Here is a 19380-nt window from a genome sequence, read left to right on the forward strand (position 1 = left end):
TTCCCTTCGGCTACTTGAGGTTCTTGAGCTGCTCGTCGACCATCTTCTTGGGCAGGGGGTAGTAGCCGTCCTTGATGACCACTTCCTGGCCCTGCTTGCTGAGGATGAAGGTGATGAACTGCCTGACCAGGGGATCCAGGCCCTTCTTGGGATCCATGTTCACATAGATGTAGAGGGCCCGGGCCAGGGGATAGGTGCCGTTGAGGGCGTTGGCGTAGGTGGCCTCGAAGGCCTTGCCGCCGTTCTTGGCGGGGTTGGACAGGGGCACGGCGCGCACTTCGGAGGTCTTGTAGCCGATGCCCGAGTAGCCGATGGCGAACTTGTCGGTGCCCACGCTCTGCACCACGGAACTGGAACCGGGCTGCTCCTTGACGGTGTCCTTGTAGTCGCCGTTGCCCAGCACGTGCTCCTTGAAGAAGCCGTAGGTGCCCGAGGCGCTGTTGCGGCCGTAGATGGAGATGGGCTTGGAGGCCCACTCGCCGGTGAGGCCCAGCTGCTTCCAGGCCGCGATATCGGCCACGCCGGACTTGCGGGTCTTGGAGAAGATGCCGTCCAGGTCCTTGACGGAGAGGGCCTTGATCTTGTTGTCCTTGTGCACGAAGACGCCCAGGGTGTCCAGGGCCACCGAGATGCGGGTGGGCTTGTAGCCGAACTTCTTCTCGAACTGGTCGATCTCCCCCGCCTTCATTTCGCGGCTCATGGGGCCGATCTGGGCGGTGCCGGAAATGAGGGCCGGGGGGGCGGTGCCCGAACCCTTGCCTTCCACCTGGATCTTGACGCCGGGGTAGCTGGCCTTGAAGGCCTCGACCCAGAAGGTCATGCAGTTGTTCAGGCTGTCGCTGCCCACGGAATTGAGGGTTCCGGTGACCCCGGCCACCTTCTTGTAGGACTGCAGCTTGGGATCCACCTTCACGACCCCCTGGGCCGACAGGGTGCAGCCGATCGCGAGGATGGCCGCCAGACTCAGGATCTTCTTCATGGATGCTCCTTAAGCAACAGAAACCAGCATCGGACGCGCCTTCAAACATGTTGAGACACACACGTTAATTCGGTGTAACCCCGGACGTTTTTTAACTTCGCCGTCCAAAGCGAATATTTTGGGGAATTTAGCTGATGCCCCCTTGCCCTTGCGCCCCGGCGATGGGAGAATGCCCCTAGCCAAAGCGGGCCGGAGCCAGCGCGTCACTTTGGCCAATCCCCATCCGGGGCGGTCCCAGGGAATCGAGACCCCCCCAATCCCATCCCAATCCATCCATTCTCAGACCCCCATCCCCAACCCGATCGTTTAGCCCGACCGCCTTTGAACGGCCGAGGGTCTATTCCAAGGAGATCGTTTTGCCCAGAAAAACAATGCTTATCAATGCCACGGACTCGGAGGAGATCCGTGTGGCGACCCTCGTGGACGGCGTCCTTTCGGACTTCGATATCGAGTTCGTCCACAACGAGAAGATTAAAGGCAATATCTACAAGGCCAAGGTGGTGCGGGTGGACCAGAGCCTCCAGGCCGCGTTCATCCACTACGGCGGCCAGAAGAACGGCTTCCTGCCCATCGGCGAGCTGCCCAAGGACCTGGTGAGCCCCGACGGCCGCCGGGGCCGCATCCAGGACCTGCTCAACCGCGACCAGGAGATCATGGTCCAGGCCGTGCGCGAGGAGCTGGGGTCCAAGGGCGCCATGATGACCGCCCAGATCTCCCTGCCGGGCCGCTACCTGGTGCTCACGCCGGGCAATCCCACCAACGGCATCAGCCGCAAGATCGAGAGCCGCGAGGAGCGGGAGCACTTCAAGCGCCTCATCGACGAGCTGGAGATCCCCCGCAGCTTCGGCGTCATCGTGCGCACCGCCAGCCTGGGCGTGACCAAGGAGGACTTCCAGCGGGACCTGGACTACCTCCTGGACACCTACAAGGAGGTGCAGAACCGCTACAAACACCGCCAGGGCGCGGGCCTCGTGTGGCAGGAGGACGACGTCGTCACCCGCACCCTCCGCGACGCCTTCACCAAGGACATCGAGGAAGTGCACATCGACGACCTGGAGACCTTCCACGCCGCCCAGGGCTTCTTCAAGCGCACCATGCCCCAGCACCTGGGGGTCCTGAAGCACTACATCGGCAAGAAGCCGCTGTTCAGCAAGTTCTCCACCGAGGAGCAGATCGACCGCGTCTACGGGCGCAAGGTGCCCCTGCCTTCGGGCGGCGCCCTGGCCATCGACCAGACTGAAGCCCTGGTGGCCATCGATGTGAACTCCGGCAAGACCACCGGCGACAACGTCGAGGACATGGCCTTCAAGACCAACATGGAGGCCGCCGAGGAAGCCGCTCGCCAGCTTCGCCTGCGGGACCTGGCCGGCCTGGTGGTGATCGATTTCATCGACATGAAGCGCGAGGGCAACAACCGCGCCGTCATGGAGCGCCTGGTGGAGTGCCTGGAGGAGGACAAGGCCCGCATGGAGGTGGGCAAGATCAACCGCTTCGGCGTGCTGGTCATGACCCGCCAGCGCCTGCGGCCCTCCCTGCAGCACGTCACCCACGAAGCCTGCCCCACCTGCCAGGGCACCGGCAAGGTCAAGAGCATCGAGGCCCTGGTGCTGTCCGTGGTGCGGCGCATCAAGGCGATCCTCAGCCGGGACGCCATCGCCGAGATCCGCGTCAAGCTCATGCCCGCCATCGCCCTGGCCGTGCTGAACCAGAAGCGCAAGGACCTGTGCGCCCTGGAGGACATGCACGATTCCCGCATCGTCATCGTGGCCGACCCGGAGATCCCCTTCGGCGAAATGGCCGCGGAGATCGAGCGCGCCGAGGAGGAGCCCGCCGAGAAGGTGGCCGCCCGTCCCGAGCGCCCCCGGGACCTGGACGAGGAGACCGTCGTCCTGGGCGGCGACAGCCCCATTTCCTTCGACAAGGCCCTGGGCGAGGAGACCCGCAAGCCCGGCCGCTCCCCCCGCACCGAGTCCCGCCGCGAACCCGAAGCGGCCCCCGCCCCGGCGGCCGCCCCCACCCACGCGGAGATCAAGTACGACCGCCGCGACGCCCAGCGGGCCGCCCTGGAGGAGCGGGAGCGCCTGCGCGCCCTCTTTGAAAGCGCCAAGCCCCTGGACGAAGTGGACGGCGCCCCCGCCGCCGAACCCGTGGAGGAGGAGAAGGCCCCCTCCGGCCGCCGTCGCTCCCGGGGAGGCCGCAAGCCCGCCGCCGCCGCCCCCGTGGAAGCCCCCCAGGCGCCCGTGGCGGAGCCCGCTCCCGAACCGGAGCCCGTGGCCGCCCCCGAGCCGGAACCCGTGGCCGCCCCGGAGCCGGAGCCCGCGCCCCTGCTGCTGACCGCCGACCTCCTGGCCGACCTGCTCACCCCGGCCCCCCGGGTGAAGTTCCAGTCCAAGGCGGAACCCGAGCCCGAGGCCCCCGCGAAGAAGGGACGCCCCGCCAAGGCCAAGGCCCCCAAGGCCGCCAAGGGCGAGCCGAAGGCCGAGCCCAAGGCCGAGGAGCCTGCCGTCGTCATCAAGGCGGACCCCAAACCTGCCAAACGGGCTTCCAAGCCCAAGCCCGCCCCCGAAGCCGAGGCCCCCGCCGCACCCAAGCCGCGGGCCCGCAAGAAATGATCGTGAGGTAATCCCCTGGCCCCCTTCGACCATCTCTACTGGCTTGCTCCCATCGCCGCCCTGGCCACCCTCCTCGGGGGGTGGCTGGTGGTGCGTTTCCTCCAGGGGCGGGCGGGCCTCATGCGCCACATGTCCGGCGTGGCGGCCGGCTACCTCATGTCCGTCACCCTGGTGCGCGTCCTGCCCGAGGCCGTGGAACAGGGCGGCGAGCGCATGGCCCTGTGGGCCGTGGCGGGGTTCTTCCTCATCCACCTGCTGGAGCACGGCATCAGCCCGCACTTCCACTACGGCGAGGAATCCCACACCCACTCGGGTTCGGCCATCACCGGGGTCATCGCCCTGGTGGGCCTGAGCCTCCACAGCTTCATGGACGGCATGTCCATCACCGCCGCCATGCGCACCCACAGCGGCCTGGGCCTCATGGTGTTCGCGGGCGTGCTCCTGCACCGCATCCCCGAAGGGGCGACCATCTCGTCCATCTTCCTGGTGCGGGGCTTCGGCAACCGGAAATCCATCATCGCCGCCGGCATCCTGGCCCTGGCCGCCCTCCTGGGCTCCATGAGCCAGGAGTACATGAACATCAAGCTGGGGCCCGTCCTGGGCCTCACGGGAGGCCTCGGCCTCTACGTGGCCTGCTCGGACCTGCTGCCGGAGGCCCAGAAGGAGAAGGGCTGGAAGAGCACCGCCAGCCTCCTGGTGGGGATCCTCATCTTCATCGCCATCCTGAGCCTGGCGCCCCATCAGCACCATGGCGCATGAGCGGCGGACCCGCATAGGTCTCGCCACGGCCCTGGCGGGGCTGGGGCCCCTGGCCGCGCAGCTGCCGCCCCTTCCGCCCCTGGGGCCCGACTGGCAGGCCCCCACCCCCGGCGAACTGCTTCCCCTGCGCCCCCAGGGCCCCGGGGAGTCCCGGGAGGGGGCGGTGCCCCTGCGCTACTGGGGCAAGGACGTGAAGGAGACCCGCGGCGGCTGGGAGATGGACGACGGCGCCGTGGCCAGCCCCGACCTGCTCCTGCTGGCCGACCACATCAAGTACAGCACCCTCACCGGCGAGATCGAGGCCGAGGGCCACATCCGCATGGAGGGCCCGGGACTTCGCCTGCGCTGCGGCCGGCTCCACATGGACTGGAAGCGCCAGGTGGGCGAAGCCTGGGCCCTGGACATGGAGCTGCCCCCCAGCTGGTACCTGAAATCCGACAAGGTGGCCTTCACCACCCTCAAGCACTGGGACTTCGAGAAGGTGGAACTGAGTCCCTGCCCCCAGGAGCAGCCCGGCTGGAAGGCCCTGGTTTCGCGGCTCACCGTGGACCTGGACAAGTACGCCACCATCCGGAACCTCTGGATCTGGGTGGGCAAGGTTCCCACCTTCTACTACCTGCCCTGGGCCGTCTACCCCGCCAAGGCCGAGCGCACCTCGGGGCTGCTGCCCATCTCGCTCTCCTTCTCCGGCCCCATGGGCGCCTCGACCACCGTGCCCTACTACCAGGTGCTGGGGGACACCGCGGACGTGACGGTGTCCCCGGAATACTTCACCCGCCAGGGCACCCTCTGGGGCGGGGAGGCCCGGTGGAACCCCGAGCCCACCCACCAGGGCTCCCTGGCGGGGCAGTTCATCAAGCAGCGCACCGATGACATGCGCCGGTACCGGTTCTCCCTGAAGGACATCTGGCAGCGGGAGGACGGCTGGCAGTTCGCGGCGGACATCAACCGGGCCTCGGACGCCCTCCTGGAGACCGACTACGGCCAGGGCCTGGCGCGCCTGGGGGGCACCCCCTTCGACAGCGCCCTGTACCTGGGGCGGAATTTCCCCTGGGCCAGCTTCTCCTTCAATTCATCCGAGCAGCTCACCTACTTCACCTCCGATTCCTCCTCCCCCCTCTACAACGCCAACTTTCCCAATTCCCTCCGCCGCCAGGTGCTGCCCAGCGTCCAGGGCTCGCTGTACCCCGTGCCCCTGGGCTCCTTCTACCTGGACGCCGGCGTGCGCATGGGGCGCATGACCTACAAGCTCGACATCCTCCCCGCCAGCGACGGCACGGTCCCCAACGACACCTACGCCTGGCGCCGGGACGACGGCTTCCTGCGCCTCCAGGGCCGGGTGGGGCAGTGGGGCCCCCTGCGGGCGGACCTGGAGACCCTGGGCCGCTACACCCGCTATTCCCGCTCCCTGGGGATGTCCCTGTTCGACACGGCCAACGTCACCAACGGAAACCTGAACATCACCACCAGCCCCTTCCAGGTGGACGCCCCGGCCCTGGACCGGATCCTGGGCTCCGCACGCCTGCAACTCTCCGCCCCCCCCATCGGCCGGTCCTACACGGATGTGAACCTCTTCGGGTACAAGGGCGAGATCAAGCACGTCATGAACCCCTACTTCGCCGTCCTCAGCACCAGCAAGGCCTCCGCCGAGGGCCGCATCCCCCACTTCGACGACGTGGACTCCCAGCCCGGCGTGGGCAACAGCGCCGCGGGCGAACGGAGCCTGGAACTGGGCGTGAAGCAGCACTTCCTGGGCCGCCCCGGCCTCAACGTGCCCTTCCTGGACCTGGTGCGCTGGCGCATCTCCTCCAAGTTCCACATGGCGCCCATCCTCCTCAACGACGGCCAGGTGAAGAAGGGCTGGGCCACCCTGGACAACGACCTGGACGTGGAGCCCGACGAGAACCTGCGCATCAGCTTCCGCCGCAGCAGCGACGTGTCCGACAGCGACGCGGACCAGTCCCTGTCCGCCGACTACAAGGCCGGCGACGGAACCCGCTTCAACCTGGCCTACTACTCCACCGGCATCAACCGCCTCCTGGTTCGCCAGAAAGGCATCCAGCTGGGCGGCCTCAAGCGCCTCTGGAACGACGACGTGCGCCTGGAATTCCAGGCCAACTACGATTTCAAGCGCCGCGCCTTCGCCGGCAGCCAGGTGGCCCTGGCCTACGTCACCCCCTGCGTCGCCTACTCCCTCCGCTTCTCCCACATCGGCATCACCGTCCCCGGCTCCCTCACCAAGGAGGACCGCCTGGACGTGGTCGTCACCCTCCGCAGCCTCGGCGACCTCGGGAAGTACACCTTCTAGCGGGTGGCGGAGTGGGGGGCCGGGTTCCGGAACTGCGCCCCGGTTCGCGTCCGGTTTCTATCCCCTTCATCCAGTCCATCTGATTCATCCCTGTTCCCGCAGGGCCAGCGCCGGGGTGGGGCGGCGCGTGGTTGCTCTGCATGCCCCGACCCATCCCGGCTATGGCCCTGCGGGAACAGGGATGAATCGGATGATCAGGATGAAGGGGATGAAGCGCCGAACCCAGGACATTCCTGGCATTCCCGGGACGAACATATACTGTTCCTACAAATAGATGATTCAGGTAATACAACAGAACAGCGTCGGCGCCCCCCCCGGACTGCCGTCGCGCCCCCCCCTCCACCCCGCTCAACGGAGTGAATAAGCGCAGCACAGCCCCTTCGCCCCCTCACCACCCTCCGTCATCGCCTGCTTGTCCGGCGACGACGACCCTGGCCGCCCGTCCGGAACCCGTTCGCCCGCTCCTAGGGTTTGTAGATTCCGCAGCACACCGCGACGTCTTCGTAGACTTCGAAGTAGGTGCTCTTTCGTTCGATTTTTCCGGAGATGGGGTTGGCGAACTTGTAGTCGACCCAGCCGCTGGGCTTCGTCTTGGCGAGTTCGAGGAGGTCCCGCATGTAGAACTTTCCGTCCACGTCCTTGATGGCCATGCGGTTGGTGCCGACGATATCGGCCTTGAAGCCGTTGGCCCGGGCGATGCCCTTCCGGTCGATGACCAGGAGGTAGAGATCGCTTCCCGAACCCACGTGGAAGATGCCGTTGGGCTGGTTGGTCTGTTGGATCAGCTTGTCCAGGCCGTTCTTCTGGGCATAGACGATGGCGCGGCGCACGACGTTCTCGGCCTGGGCCGCCGTGTGGCCCTGGGCGTGGGAGGCCAGGCAGGTCAGGCCCGCCAGGGCGATCAAGCAGCGGTTCCGCATGGGGTCACCTGTCCTTTGGAAAACACCATAAACCCGGACCGGCCGTGCCGCATGCCGAAATTGCAACTAGCCCATAGTCATTACTTCGACGCGATTTCGGCCCTTGTGCTTGGCCAGATACAGCGCTTCGTCCACCCGCAGGAAAAGGTTGCCGGCGTCCTCGGCGTCCGGCGCGCCAACCCCGAAACTCATGGTGGGGAACACCGTCTGGCCGGATTCCACCTTCAGGGGCGCGGCCTCGATGCGCTCGCGGATCTTCTCGGCCACCTCGGTGCCGGCCTTAAGGCTGGTCTCCAGGAGCAGGATGGCGAACTCCTCGCCGCCGATGCGGAAGGCCAGGTCGCTGCGGCGCAGGCTGGACCGGATGCGCTGGCCCACGGCCCGCAGGACGGCGTCCCCCACCAGGTGGCCGAAGCGGTCGTTGGTGAGCTTGAAGTAGTCCAGGTCCCCCAGGATGAGCACGAAGGGCCGCCGGTTGCGCTCCCACCGGTTCACGGCGTGCTCCAGGTGCTGGGTGAAGGCCCGGCGGTTGAGGAGTTCGGTGAGGGGATCGGTGAGGACCTCGCTGCGCAGGCTGGTGGCCTCCCGTTCCAGGGCGGAGCGGCGCTCGGCCATGTCCCGGAGCTGGTGCTGGTACTCCTGTTTCAGGCGCTTCACGTGCACCCACTCCAGCGCCCGGCGGCAGCCGTGGAGCAGGAGGGGGCCGGCCAGGGGCAGGGGGATCCAGTCCCGGGCGCCGGATTCCAGGAGCCTGCGCTGGGTGGCCTCGGACACGTCCCCGCCCACCAGGATGACGTAGGGGGCCGGCTCCGACCCGCGGCAGCCTTCCAGGACCTCCCGGGCCTTCTCGCCCGTGTCGTCCACCCCCAGGAACAGGATGGGCGGGCGGAAGCGTTCCAGGCCGGCGGCCAGGTCCCCGGCATCCCAGGCGCGGAGGGCGAATCCGCAGGGGGCCACGGCCTCCTGGATGCGGGCGGCCGTTTCCGGGGGGAGCCCCACGGCCAGGGCCGGAAGAGGCCCGCCTCCGTCCCGGGCGGCGGTGCCGTCCAGGAGCGGGCCGAGGGTGTGCTGGAGCCGGTGCGCGCCGCTGTCGGCCTCCACGAACCCGTCCCCCTCCGCCGCCGCCAGCGCGGCGCGGTCGGCCTCCGTGGGCAGGTGGTCCAGCACCAGGAAGACCGGAACGTGGCGGAACAGGGCGCCGGATTCCCCCCGCAGGAGGCGGCAGAGGCGATACCCGTCCATGGGGTCGGCCACGGCGTCCACCAGGACCATGCGGGCCCCGTTCCAGGCCTCCCGGGCCAGGGCCTCCAGGGGATCGGCGATGCGCTCCACGGTGAACCCGGCCCCGCCGAAGGCGGTGCGAAGCGCTTCAACCAGTCCCGGGTGTCGTGTGATCGCTAGGAGGTCCATGGGCGGCTTTGGTGAATTCCTTTCACTCGGCCAGGCCGTGCTCCGACAGCCAGCGTTCCGCGTCGATGGCCGCCATGCAGCCCGAACCCGCGGCCGTGATGGCCTGCCGGTACTGGTGGTCCTGCACGTCGCCGCAGGCGAAGACGCCCGCCACGGGCGTGCGGGTGGAACCGGGCTCCACGTCCAGGTAGCCCGCCTCGTTCATGGGCAGCTGCCCGGTGAAGAGGCTGGTGTTGGGCTGGTGGCCGATGGCCACGAACAGGCCTTCCACGGGCAGGTCCTCGGAGGCGCCGGTGACGGTGTCCTTGAGCTTGAGGGTGGCGACCTTGGCGACGGTGCCGCCGGTGGGCAGGTCGTGGTCCCGGGTGAGGATGTCCTCCACCACGGCGTTCCACTTGAAGGCGATCTTCTCGTTGCGCATGGCCCGCTCCTGCATGGCCTTGGAGGCCCGCAGCCGGTCGCGGCGGTGGATGAGCGTGACCTTGGAGGCGAACTTGGTGAGGAAGGTGGCCTCTTCCAGGGCGGTGTCGCCGCCGCCCACCACGGCGATCTCCTTGCCGCGGAAGAAGAACCCGTCGCAGGTGGCGCAGGCGGAAACCCCGCCGCCGGTGCGGCTCAGCTCCTCGTCCTTGCGGATCCCCATCCACTTGGCCGAGGCGCCGGTGGCGATGATCAGGGCGTCGCAGGTGTAGGTGCCCTGGTCGGTGGTGATCGTCCTGGGGGACGAGGCCAGGTCCGCCTTGAGCACCGTCTCGGCCTTGATCACCGTGCCGAACCGCTCGGCCTGGGCGCGCATTTCGTCCATGAGGGCCGGGCCCATGATGCCTTCGCGGAAGCCCGGATAGTTCTCCACCTCCGTGGTGATGGTGAGCTGGCCCCCGGGCTGCGCGCCCTCGAAGACCAGGGGGGCCAGATTGGCCCGGGAGGCATAGATGGCCGCGGTGTAGCCGGCGGGGCCGGTGCCGATGACGATGATCTTGTGGTGGGACACGTGAAGCTCCGCAAAGGGTCGTGGAACTACAGTCTATCAGCCCCCCCGCTCCGCGCGCCTTTTCACGAGGTCCGGAAACATCTGGGCCGCGCAGTCCGGGCAGATGCCATGGGAAAACCCCACTTCCGCGTGCCGGGAGAGGTACTGCTCCAGCTGGTTCCAGTAGCCCTGGTCATCCCGGATCTTCTTGCAGTGCGCGCAGATGGGCAGGAGGCCGGAGAGCTGCTTCACCTTGCCCAGGGCCTCGCTGAGCTCGGTGTTGCGCTGGCTGAGTTCCCGGGTGCGGGTGGCCACCAGGGCCTCCAGGGCCTCGCTCCGCCGGCGCAGGGCGGCGTTGCGCAGGCGCACGAGGGCCGCCACGGCCAGGGCCCCCGCCAGGGCGGCGAGGGTGTAGGCCCAGCCCGTCCGCCACCAGGGCCGGGTCACCCGGAAATCCACGCCCGCCACGGGGCCGAAGGGACCCTGGCCCTGGGCCGCCCGCACCTCGAACCGGTAGCGGCCGCCCCGCAGGGCGGGAAAGAGCACCCGCCGCCCCTCCACCTCCCGCCAGGTGTCCTCCAGGCCCCGCAGGCGCACCTGGAACCGCAGATCCTGCTCCTGGAGGTAGCTCGGCGCGGCCACGCGGAATTCCACCGTGGCCTTGCCGTGGGGCAGGGGATCCAGGGCGGCGAAGGGGGGCTCCAGGGTGCGGCTTGAGCCTTCCAGGGCCATGACGAAGGCCCGGGGCGCCTCGGCGGGGGCCGCGGCCCCGGCGCTGTCGAAGCGCACCAGTCCGCCGGAGGTGCCCACCCAGACGATGTCCCCTTCCACCCGGAGGGCGCTGATGGAGCAGTCCTCGTTCACCATCCCGTCCCGCCGCCCCAGGTGGAGGGCCGGCTCCACCCGGTCCAGACCCTTGTCCGTGGACGCCCAGAGGCGCCCCCGTTCGTCCAGGCGCACCGCATAGACCATGTTGCTGCCCAGCCCCCAGCCCTTCGTGCGCCGCTCCAGCACCTGCAGGGCGCCCTCCGCGGGCCTCACATGGGCGAGCCCCAGGGGCTCCTCGAAGTGGATCCAGGCCGTGCCGTCGGGCAGCAGCGCCAGGCCCCGCACCCGGGTGCCCGGGGCCGCGGCGAAAAAGGACCAGGCGCCACCCCGGGGGCGCAGCAGCAGGCCCCCGTCACAGCCGGCCCACAGCCCGCCCTGGGCGTCCCCGTGGATCTCGTAGACCCCGAGCTGACCGGTGCCCCGGAAGGCCGGAGGCACCTCCACCACCAGCCTGCCGGCACGGGCCTCGAAACGCAGGAGGCCCTGGCGCGTGCCCCCGATCCAGACGGTCCCCCCGGCGTCCACGAACACGCTGTTGGCGCCGAAGCCCAGGCCCCCCAGGGGCGCCACCTCCGCCCGGGGCCGCCCGGGCCGGAGCCAGAGGGTGGGTCCGCGCGTGTTGACCATCCAGAGGGTGCCCGCCCGGTCCACGGCCATGCCCTTGATGCGCGTGCCCTCCGTTCCCGGGATCCGCACCGGCCCCTGGGCCTCCATGCGGACGGCCCCGTTGTCCGTGGCGGCGATCATGCGCCCCCGGGCGTCGCGGGTGAGGTACCACACCACCTCCCCGGATTCGCCGACGGTGAGGGGGTGGTTGAGCACCCGCCCCCGGCCCAGCATGTGGGCCAGCCCCGGTCCCATCACCCAGAGGGCCCCCTCCCGGTCCCGGAAGACGCTCCTCACCCACCGGAAGGGCAGTCCCCGCGCGGTGTCCAGCCTCTCGCCATCCATCTGCTGGACGCCGTCCTGGGTGGGGATCCACACCGAGCCGTCCCGGTCCAGGTAGGGCTGCCCGTTGGGGGAGACGGCGGCCTTCAGGCGCCCGGATTCGTCCTGGAACCGGGGGCTCTCCGGCCCCTTCATCAGGAGGAGGGACCCGGCGCCGGCCCACACCCGGCCCCTGCCGTCCTCGGCCACCACCAGGGGACCCCGGGGCGGAAGCCCCTGGGCCGCGCCCCAGGAAACCCGGCCGCCGTCCTCCCGGAACACCTGGATCCCGTGCTGGCCGGCCACGTACACCGACCCGGAACGGGGGCCCGCCATGATGCCGTACACGGTGCCCGGGGTCGTCCAGTCCAGGGATTCGAAGGCCAGGCCCTCCTTCTGCCGGATGAGCCCGTCGAAGGTGTAGGCCCAGAGCCGGCCCCGGCGGTCCAGGGCCAGGTCGGAGGCGGAATGGACGTAGGGCCGGCCGTCCACCGTGATCGTCTCGAAGCGCCCCTCCCGGAACCGCACCAGGCCCCGGCCGGTGGCCACCCACACCCCGCCGTCGGGGCAGGCCGCCAGTTTGCCCACCGAGGCGGAGGGCAGTCCGTCCTCGGCGGTCCACTGGCGGCTCTGCCCGCCCTCGTAGCGCAGCAGGCCGTTCTCGGAGCCCATCCACAGGAACCCGTCCCGGTCCTGGGCCATGCACACCACGGCCCCCGAGGACAGGCCCTGGTCCGTGCCCAGCATGACGAAGGGCAGCCGGCCCGGCTCCGGGGGTCCGGCGGTCGCCACCATGCAGAACACCCAGGCCACCAGGCCTTCCCGAATTCCCACGCTCACCCCGCCATGGGGACCATTATCCCATGGCCGGGGCCTCGATCCAGCCTCCCCCCGCCACTTCCTCGCCCCGGTAGAAGACCGCGGCCTGCCCCGGGGCGATGGCCCGCTGGGGTTCCCGGAGGTGGACCCGGGCCCGCCCCCCTCCCAGGGGCCGCACCCGGGCCTCCGCCTCGGCCCCCCGGGAGCGGATGCGCACCCGGCAATCCAGGTCCCCCGCCGGGGCCTCCCCGCACCAGGACAGGTCCTTCACGGTGAATTCGCCCCCCAGGAGCCGCTCCGCCTCCCCCACCCACACCGTGCGGGTGGCCGGGTCCACCCGCACCACGAAGAGCGGGGCGGCGTAGGCCACGCCGATCCCCTTGCGCTGGCCCACCGTGAAACGCCAGAAGCCCGTGTGGGTGCCCAGGACCCGCCCGTCCAGGTGCCGGATGGGACCTTCGGCCCCGCCCTCCGGGGCCAGCCCTTCCTCCTCGATGTACCGGTCGTAGCGCTGGGGGATGAAGCAGATCTCCTGGCTCTCGGCCTTCTCCGCCAGGTGCAGCCCCAGGTCCCGGGCCAGCTGGCGCACCTCCACCTTGGTGAAGCCCGCCAGGGGGAACAGGGTGCGGGCCAGGGAGGCCTGGTCGTGGGTGAACAGGAAGTAGCTCTGGTCCTTCTGGGGATCCGAGGCCTTCAGCAGGTGGTAGCCCGCCCCGTCCCGGGTGATGCGCGCATAGTGCCCGGTGGCCACGAAGGCGCAGTCCAGGTCCGCCGCCGCGTCCAGCAGCGCGCGGAACTTGAGGTGTTGATTGCAACGGATGCAAGGGCTGGGGGTTTCCCCCGCCAGATAGTCCCTCACGAAGGGGTCGATGACCTCGGCCTTGAAGGGCCCCTCCAGGTCCAGGACGTAGTGGGGGAACCCCTCCTGGAAGGCCACCCGGCGGGCGTCCTGGAAGTCATCGAGGGTGCAGCACTTGCCCTGGGTTTCGGGGCGGGTGCCGCCCCGGGTCTTGTCGAAGAGCTGCATGGAGACGCCCACCACGTCGAACCCGGCCCGGCCCAGCAGGGCCGCCATGACGGAACTGTCGATGCCCCCCGACATGGCCGCCAGCACGCGGTCGCCCTCCCCCAGGCCGGGGTGGGCCCTGACGCACGCGATGGCATGGTCCAGCAGAAGGGAAGACTCGCCGCCCACGGGGAAGACCCCCTTTCGAAGGTCCCATTGTAATTGATTTCCCGTCTCAGGGGACGGTCCAGGCATGTACGGATCCATTGCTTTTGTCCCTATGTGGATTATCCTTGGGGCGAGGCGTTCCCATGGCCCTTCCGAACTCCACCCTCGTCCTTCCCGAACCCCCCGAGGCCCTGGCCCTGGCGGGGGCGGGGCTCCGGGCCTTCGGGCGCATGGCGGCCTTCTGGGGGCTCTCCGTGGACGAGCAGCGCCTCATCCTGGGCGGGCTGCCCAGGACCACCTATTATGGGCTCCTCAAGGGAACGGTCCATTCCGTCACCCGGGACACCCTGGAGCGCCTCTCCCTCCTGATGGGCATCTGGGCCAACCTGGAGATTCTCGTGCCCGATCCGGCGGCGGCCGCGGCGTGGATGCGCCGGCCGAACCCGGACCACCGGTTCGGCGGCGCCGCGCCCCTGGGGTGGATCCTGCAGGGCACCTTGGCCTCCCTGGTGGACGTGCGCCGCTACCTGGAGGCCTGGAGATCCGGCGCATGAAGCGGCCGGAACCCGTCCCCATCTGCTGGCCCCGGGCCATGCGCCTGGTCCCTGCCCGCTACAGGGCCGAGGAATGCTTCGAAGCCGTGCGGGATCCGGAGAACCCGGATTCCGGGGCCCTGCTGGCGCGCCTCAGCACCCTGACCGCCGCCGCGGGGCAGGGGGACCTGGACGCCCTGGACCCGTCCCGGGTGCTCTTCGGACCGGGGGCGGGATGGATCAACGCGTCCTTCATCACACCCCGCCCCGGCCGCTTTTCCACCTCCCGCCGGGGCGCGTTCTACCTGGCCGGGGACCTGGAAACCAGCCTCGCCGAGGTGCGCCACCACCTTCAGCTGAACTACCGCCGCGAGGGCATCACCCAGCCCCTGGACCTGGACTACCGCGCCCTCACGGCGCACCTGGAGGGCCGCTTCCCGGATATCCGTTCCCGCCTTTCGGCCCGGGCCCCCTGGTCCGCCATCTACGCCCCCGACGACTGGAGCGCCGCCCAGCGTTTCGGTGCCGAGATGCGCGACGCCGGCCACGCGGCCCTCGTGTACGCCAGCCTGCGCCACCCCGGCGGCGCCTGCGCCGCGGTCTTCGACCCCAACGCCGTCCGTGCCTGCCGCCACGACACGTACCTCACCTTCCGGTGGAACGGCACCGCCGTGGCCCAGGTCTACGAAAAGAGGTTCCTCCCCTTTCCCTAGCGCGTCAAAATGGTCCCGTCCCCGCTTTTCTACGGAGTCCCCTGATGAAGACCTTCGAGGCCGCCTCCCAGGAGGTGGAGGTGAATGGCGAGACCGTCCTGTCCGTGGTGGCCGGCCTGAGCTTCGGGGCCGACCGGGCCAGGCGGGTGCTGGCCAGCCACGGCATCGAGGACCCCCAGCCGGGGGCCTGGTTTCCCCAGCAGCGATGGCTGGACGCCTTCCGGGAGATCGCCGGCACGCTGGGGCCCAACACCCTCTACGCCATCGGGTTGCGGATCCCCGACCGGGCCCTGTTCCCGGAGGGCCCCGCATCCATGGAGGAGGCCCTGGCCGCCATCGACACCGCGTACCGCATGAACCACCGGGGCGGGCCCATCGGCAGCTACCGTTTCCAGGCCCTGGGACCCCGGTGCGGACGGGTGGTCTGCGACAACCCCTACCCCTCGGATTTCGACCGGGGCCTCATCATGGCCGTGGCCGAGCGCCACAAGCCCCGGGGCTCCACGCCGGAGGTGACGCTGGAGCCGGACCTCCCCACCCGCAAAACGGGCGGGGAGACTTGCACCTTCCGGGTCACCTGGTAATCAGGGCTTGCAGACCTTGCAGGCCTTGTAGCCGGCCTTTTCCGCCTCGGCCTTGGTGGCCAGGGTGACCTTGTTGTCGGCCTTGATCTTGGCGCCCACGGCGCAATCGGCCGTGTGGAAGACCTTGGAGGCCTTGTTCGCCACGAACCCGGTGGCGGCGGGCTTGGCTTCCGCCTTGGGGGCGGGCTTGGTCTCGGCCTTGGGGGCGGGAGCGGGGGCGGGCTTCTTGGCGGGGGTCTGGGCCCAGGCTGCGGCGGTGACAAGCAGAAGGGCGGACACGAGGCGTTTCATGGTCGATCTCCTGGATGAAGGGGTGAGGCGAACATGGTGAACCCCTTCGGGCCCGAAATCCATCCCAAAGGACGCCGGTTCCCGGGAGCGCCCCGGGTGGCTATCCCCCGGCTTCATCCGTTAGACTGGTTCACCTTCCGAGACACCCCATGCCCCCCACCCCCGCCAGACCCGCCGCCCAGGGCCGGAGCCACCTGGGAACCGCCCAGCTGGTCCTGGGCCTGGGGGGCCTCCTGGTGCTGCTGGTGGTGGCCGCCACGACCACCTCCATCCTCCTGCTGCGCAAGCGGGAGGTGGACCTCTGGCGCAACCAGATGTCGAGCCATTCCCTGGTGCTGGCCGAACACGCCTTCCAGAACATGGCCACGGCCCACCTGGCCCTGGACGCCATCGCCGACCAGGTGGCGGCCGCCGGCATCCGGGATCCCCGGGACCTGCGCCGGCGCATGGGGACCCTCCAGGCCTTCACCCAGCTCCGGGAGCGCACGGCCGGAATGCCCCAGGTGGACGTGGCCACCCTCGTGGCCTCCAACGGCGATGTCATCAATTTCACCCGCAGCTACCCCCCTCCACCCATCAACCTGGCGGACCGGGACTACTTCCGGGCCCGCCTGGAGAACCCCTCCCTGGGCGAGTTCATCAGCGTCCCCGTGCACAACAAAGGCAACGGGAAGTGGGTCTTCTACATCAGCCGCCGGCTCCAGGATGCCCGGGGCGGGTTCCTGGGCCTGGTGCTGGTGGGCTTCTCCGTGGACGTGTTCACGGACTTCTACCAGCGCTTCGCCGCGAGCCTGGGCCGGGGTGCCTCCGTCTCCCTGTACCGGGACGATTTCACCCTCCTCACCCGCTGGCCCCGGGTGGACGGGGAGATCGGGAAGCGCAACCTCACCGGCACCACGTACACGATCATCCACAAGCGGGGGCTGGCTTCGGGCACGGCCTATTCCGTGGACATGCGCATGGCCGAGCACCGCCCCGTGGCCCGCCTGGGCGCGGCCCGGGTGGTGGCGTCCTACCCCCTCCTCGTCAACCTGACCCTCACCGAGGATTTCTTCCTGGCCAACTGGCGGCACATGGCCCGGCTCATCGCGGCGGTGGCCGCGGCCAGCCTCCTGGCGATCCTGGCGGCCCTCCGGGTCCTGGTGCGCAGCATCCGCCGGAGGGAGGCCGACCTGGCCGAAACCCTGGAACTCAAGCGCCAGGCCGAAGCCGCCAACGCGGCCAAGTCCAGTTTCCTGGCCACCATGGGCCACGAGATCCGCACGCCCCTCAATGGCGTGCTGGGCATGTCCGAGCTGCTGCTCCAGACGCCCCTGGACGCCGAGCAGCAGTCCCACGTGCACACCGTCCTGGCCTCGGGGCGGCAACTGCTGGCCATCGTCGACGAAGTGCTGGACTTCGCCCGCATCGAGGGCTCGCGCATGGAACTGGAGCGGGTGCCCTTCGAACCCGCGGCCCTGGTGGCCGACCTGGCGGAGGCCCACGGCGAGAGCTGCCGGGCCAAGGGCCTGACCCTTCGCACCCAGGTGGATCCCGCCGCGCCCGCCCGGGTCCTGGGCGATCCCGCGCGCCTGCGGCAGGTGGTCTCCCACTTCCTCAGCAACGCCATCAAGTTCACGGAGACCGGGACCATCACCCTGGCGGTCGCGGCCGGCGCGGCCCCGCGCCTGCGCTTCGGGGTGCGGGACACCGGCATCGGCCTTCCGGCCGGGGAGCGGGACCGGCTCTTCGCGCCCTTCACCCAGGGGGACGGCACCTTCACCCGCTCCCATGGCGGCGCCGGCCTGGGCCTGGCCATCAGCAAAGGCCTGGTGGATCTCATGGGCGGGGAAATCGGCGTGGATAGCCGGCCCGGGGAGGGCTCCGAATTCTACCTGGAAGCCGACTTCCCGGCCGTCCTCACGGAGTCCCGCCCCATCCACATCCTCCTGGCCGAGGACAATCCCGTGAATCGGAAGCTGGCCGGGACCCTCCTCACCCGCCTGGGCTGCACCTTCGAGGTGGCCGTCCATGGCCGGGAGGCCCTGGAGGCCGTGGCCCGCACCCCCTTCGACCTGGTGCTCATGGATTGCCAGATGCCGGAAATGGACGGCTACGAGGCCGCCCGGCGCATCCGGGAGGGGGAAGGGGAGGGGAGGCGCCTGCCCATCATCGCCGTTTCCGCCAACGCCACCCGGGAGGACATGGACCGCTGCACCCGGGCGGGCATGGACGATTTCCTCAGCAAGCCCTACGCAAGCCGGAGCCTCCTGGAGCTCATCGCCAAGTGGTCGGGCCCGGGAAGGGGTATGAATAAAGATTGAAATCCAGGAGGAAATGGGCTGATTATTACTCCGCTTCCCGGAGCCCATCTTCCATGAACGGACCGGTTCGGTTCATCCTTTGCGGGGCCCTCACCTTCCTCCGGGCGGAGGAGCCGGCCCGGATCCAGGTGTTCACCGCCGTTCCGGGAACCGTGCGGCGGGGCGATTCCGTGACCCTCGCCTGGTCCGCCACCGGCACGGACCGGGTGAGGCTGGACCCCCTGGGGGTGGACTTCCCCCCCACCGGCTCCCTTTCCCATCCCCTGGTGGGCCGCACCATCTTCTGGCTCCATGCCTCCAACCCCTCCGGGGGCCAGAGCCGCCCGGTGGTGGTGGACGTGATCCCCGAGGACCGACCGCCCGCCTCGCCCATCCACCCGGTCACCCCTACGCCCCTCCCTTCGCCCCCACCTTCGCCCCTACCTTCGCCCGGTGCCGTGTGGATCCAGTTCGCCGCCCTGGCCTCGCCGGTCGGGGTCCAGCGTCTGCGGGAGGATCTGCGCCGCACCGCGGGCATCGAAACCGTGGTGTCGGACGTGCCGGATCCCCAGGATCCCCGGCGGACCCTGCGCCGCGTGCGCCTGGGCCCCTTCGTCTCGGACCGCGAAGCCAAGGCCCGGCTCCGGGATTTGAAGCCCCGCCTGGCCGCCCTGGCCCTGAAGCCCTATGTGGAACGGCCCCCGGGAAAGGCGGCATCCCCCCCTTGAACCGCGGGGGGCGTTTCCCTACCCTTGAGAACCCTTCGCGGAGTCTTCCATGGAAAAGATAACGCCCTGCCTCTGGTTCGACGGCAAAGCCGAAGAGGCTGCCCGCTTCTATGTGTCCGTATTCGAGGACGGCAAGCTCCTGGCCGTGACCCACTATGGCGAAAACGCCCCCCAGCCCGCCGGCACCGTCATGACCGTCCTCTTCAGCGTCAACGGCCAGACCTTCATGGGCCTCAACGCGGGGCCGGCCTTCACCTTCTCCCCGGCGGTGTCCTTCATGGTGAACTGCGACACCCAGGCGGAGATCGACCGGTACTGGGCCCGCCTTTCGGAGGGGGGCCAGGAGGTGGAATGCGGCTGGGTCCGGGACCGCTTCGGCCTCTCCTGGCAGATCGTCCCCCGGTCCCTGGGGGCCATGATGGCCAGCGGGGATCCCGCGGCCGTGCAGCGCATGGTCCAGGCGGTGTGGACCATGAAGAAGCTGGATCTGGCGGTTCTGGAAAAGGCCTTCCGCAGGGAAGCCTGATCTTCGCCGGGGAGCGC

Annotated in this window: 16 protein-coding genes; 9 read left to right on the forward strand and 7 right to left on the reverse strand. The window is 69.6% G+C overall.

Features of this window, described 5'->3' with window-relative positions; genetic code table 11:
* Nucleotides 1–10: 10 nt before the first annotated feature.
* The gene (locus R2J76_RS11075; protein ID WP_316411649.1) at nt 11–979 is read right to left on the reverse strand and encodes a PstS family phosphate ABC transporter substrate-binding protein; all 969 of its coding nucleotides are present in this window, start codon (nt 977–979) and stop codon (nt 11–13) included.
* Between the two features lie 407 nt (nt 980–1386).
* Between R2J76_RS11075 and R2J76_RS11080 the strand changes: the two genes are divergently transcribed.
* The 3 genes from R2J76_RS11080 (at nt 1387) to R2J76_RS11090 (ending at nt 6658) form a co-directional block, all read left to right on the forward strand.
* Nucleotides 1387–3591, forward strand: a complete 2205-nt coding sequence (locus tag R2J76_RS11080; protein ID WP_316411650.1) for an Rne/Rng family ribonuclease — start codon at nt 1387–1389, stop codon at nt 3589–3591.
* A gap of 87 nt (nt 3592–3678) precedes the next feature.
* Nucleotides 3679–4350, forward strand: coding sequence for a ZIP family metal transporter (locus R2J76_RS11085; RefSeq protein WP_316411651.1), 672 nt, complete (start codon nt 3679–3681; stop codon nt 4348–4350).
* Nucleotides 4340–6658 carry an LPS-assembly protein LptD gene (locus R2J76_RS11090; RefSeq protein WP_316411652.1) on the forward strand — a complete coding sequence of 773 codons (2319 nt, stop codon included), beginning with the start codon at nt 4340–4342 and terminating at the stop codon, nt 6656–6658. Before R2J76_RS11085 ends, R2J76_RS11090 begins: the two co-directional genes overlap by 11 nt.
* A gap of 464 nt (nt 6659–7122) precedes the next feature.
* Here the strand turns inward: R2J76_RS11090 and R2J76_RS11095 are convergent, their stop codons facing one another.
* The 5 genes from R2J76_RS11095 to mnmA all read right to left on the reverse strand — a co-directional run bounded on the left by R2J76_RS11095 (nt 7123) and on the right by mnmA (nt 13664).
* Nucleotides 7123–7578, reverse strand: a complete 456-nt coding sequence (locus tag R2J76_RS11095) for a cache domain-containing protein (RefSeq protein ID WP_316411653.1) — start codon at nt 7576–7578, stop codon at nt 7123–7125.
* A gap of 66 nt (nt 7579–7644) precedes the next feature.
* Complete coding sequence (locus R2J76_RS11100; RefSeq protein WP_316411654.1) at nt 7645–8988, reverse strand: GGDEF domain-containing response regulator; 1344 nt, start codon at nt 8986–8988, stop codon at nt 7645–7647.
* Nucleotides 8989–9010: 22 nt separating this feature from the next.
* Complete coding sequence (gene trxB, locus R2J76_RS11105) at nt 9011–9979, reverse strand: thioredoxin-disulfide reductase (protein WP_316411655.1); 969 nt, start codon at nt 9977–9979, stop codon at nt 9011–9013.
* Nucleotides 9980–10015: 36 nt separating this feature from the next.
* Nucleotides 10016–12547 carry a ligand-binding sensor domain-containing protein gene (locus R2J76_RS11110; RefSeq protein ID WP_316411656.1) on the reverse strand — a complete coding sequence of 844 codons (2532 nt, stop codon included), beginning with the start codon at nt 12545–12547 and terminating at the stop codon, nt 10016–10018.
* Between the two features lie 22 nt (nt 12548–12569).
* Entirely contained in the window at nt 12570–13664 is a 1095-nt protein-coding gene (gene mnmA, locus R2J76_RS11115; protein WP_394366834.1) for a tRNA 2-thiouridine(34) synthase MnmA, read from the reverse strand.
* A gap of 185 nt (nt 13665–13849) precedes the next feature.
* Between mnmA and R2J76_RS11120 the strand changes: the two genes are divergently transcribed.
* Genes R2J76_RS11120 through R2J76_RS11130 form a run of 3 tightly spaced genes read left to right on the forward strand, consistent with a single transcriptional unit; the run spans nt 13850 to nt 15536 of the window.
* Nucleotides 13850–14260: an MbcA/ParS/Xre antitoxin family protein gene (locus R2J76_RS11120; protein WP_316411658.1), complete on the forward strand. Its 411-nt coding sequence runs from the start codon at nt 13850–13852 to the stop codon at nt 14258–14260.
* Nucleotides 14257–14952: an RES family NAD+ phosphorylase gene (locus R2J76_RS11125; protein WP_316411659.1), complete on the forward strand. Its 696-nt coding sequence runs from the start codon at nt 14257–14259 to the stop codon at nt 14950–14952. The genes R2J76_RS11120 and R2J76_RS11125 overlap by 4 nt, the downstream gene beginning before the upstream one ends.
* Nucleotides 14953–14996: 44 nt before the next feature.
* Nucleotides 14997–15536: a hypothetical protein gene (locus R2J76_RS11130; RefSeq protein ID WP_316411660.1), complete on the forward strand. Its 540-nt coding sequence runs from the start codon at nt 14997–14999 to the stop codon at nt 15534–15536.
* Here the strand turns inward: R2J76_RS11130 and R2J76_RS11135 are convergent, their stop codons facing one another.
* Nucleotides 15537–15827, reverse strand: coding sequence for an Ada metal-binding domain-containing protein (locus R2J76_RS11135; RefSeq protein WP_316411661.1), 291 nt, complete (start codon nt 15825–15827; stop codon nt 15537–15539).
* Between the two features lie 149 nt (nt 15828–15976).
* Here R2J76_RS11135 and R2J76_RS11140 point away from each other — a divergent pair, with 149 nt between their 5' ends.
* Genes R2J76_RS11140 through R2J76_RS11150 form a run of 3 tightly spaced genes read left to right on the forward strand, consistent with a single transcriptional unit; the run spans nt 15977 to nt 19363 of the window.
* Nucleotides 15977–18130: a hybrid sensor histidine kinase/response regulator gene (locus R2J76_RS11140; RefSeq protein ID WP_316411662.1), complete on the forward strand. Its 2154-nt coding sequence runs from the start codon at nt 15977–15979 to the stop codon at nt 18128–18130.
* Nucleotides 18131–18183: 53 nt separating this feature from the next.
* The gene (locus R2J76_RS11145) at nt 18184–18837 is read left to right on the forward strand and encodes an SPOR domain-containing protein (protein WP_316411663.1); all 654 of its coding nucleotides are present in this window, start codon (nt 18184–18186) and stop codon (nt 18835–18837) included.
* A 49-nt stretch (nt 18838–18886) separates the two neighbouring features.
* The gene (locus tag R2J76_RS11150; protein ID WP_316411664.1) at nt 18887–19363 is read left to right on the forward strand and encodes a VOC family protein; all 477 of its coding nucleotides are present in this window, start codon (nt 18887–18889) and stop codon (nt 19361–19363) included.
* Nucleotides 19364–19380 lie beyond the last annotated feature (17 nt).

Origin of the sequence: Mesoterricola silvestris, from assembly GCF_030295405.1 — a bacterium.
In the GTDB taxonomy this organism is placed as follows: Bacteria; Acidobacteriota; Holophagae; order Holophagales; family Holophagaceae; genus Mesoterricola; species Mesoterricola silvestris.

Coding starts and splice junctions, on each gene's coding strand:
- R2J76_RS11075 (WP_316411649.1), bottom strand. CDS start 979: ATGAAGAAGATCCTGAGTCTGGCGGCCATCCTCGCGATCGGCTGCACC.
- R2J76_RS11140 (WP_316411662.1), top strand. CDS start 15,977: ATGCCCCCCACCCCCGCCAGACCCGCCGCCCAGGGCCGGAGCCACCTG.
- R2J76_RS11130 (WP_316411660.1), top strand. CDS start 14,997: ATGAAGACCTTCGAGGCCGCCTCCCAGGAGGTGGAGGTGAATGGCGAG.
- R2J76_RS11150 (WP_316411664.1), top strand. CDS start 18,887: ATGGAAAAGATAACGCCCTGCCTCTGGTTCGACGGCAAAGCCGAAGAG.
- R2J76_RS11090 (WP_316411652.1), top strand. CDS start 4,340: ATGGCGCATGAGCGGCGGACCCGCATAGGTCTCGCCACGGCCCTGGCG.
- R2J76_RS11120 (WP_316411658.1), top strand. CDS start 13,850: ATGGCCCTTCCGAACTCCACCCTCGTCCTTCCCGAACCCCCCGAGGCC.
- R2J76_RS11095 (WP_316411653.1), bottom strand. CDS start 7,578: ATGCGGAACCGCTGCTTGATCGCCCTGGCGGGCCTGACCTGCCTGGCC.
- R2J76_RS11100 (WP_316411654.1), bottom strand. CDS start 8,988: ATGGACCTCCTAGCGATCACACGACACCCGGGACTGGTTGAAGCGCTT.
- R2J76_RS11135 (WP_316411661.1), bottom strand. CDS start 15,827: ATGAAACGCCTCGTGTCCGCCCTTCTGCTTGTCACCGCCGCAGCCTGG.
- R2J76_RS11125 (WP_316411659.1), top strand. CDS start 14,257: ATGAAGCGGCCGGAACCCGTCCCCATCTGCTGGCCCCGGGCCATGCGC.
- R2J76_RS11145 (WP_316411663.1), top strand. CDS start 18,184: ATGAACGGACCGGTTCGGTTCATCCTTTGCGGGGCCCTCACCTTCCTC.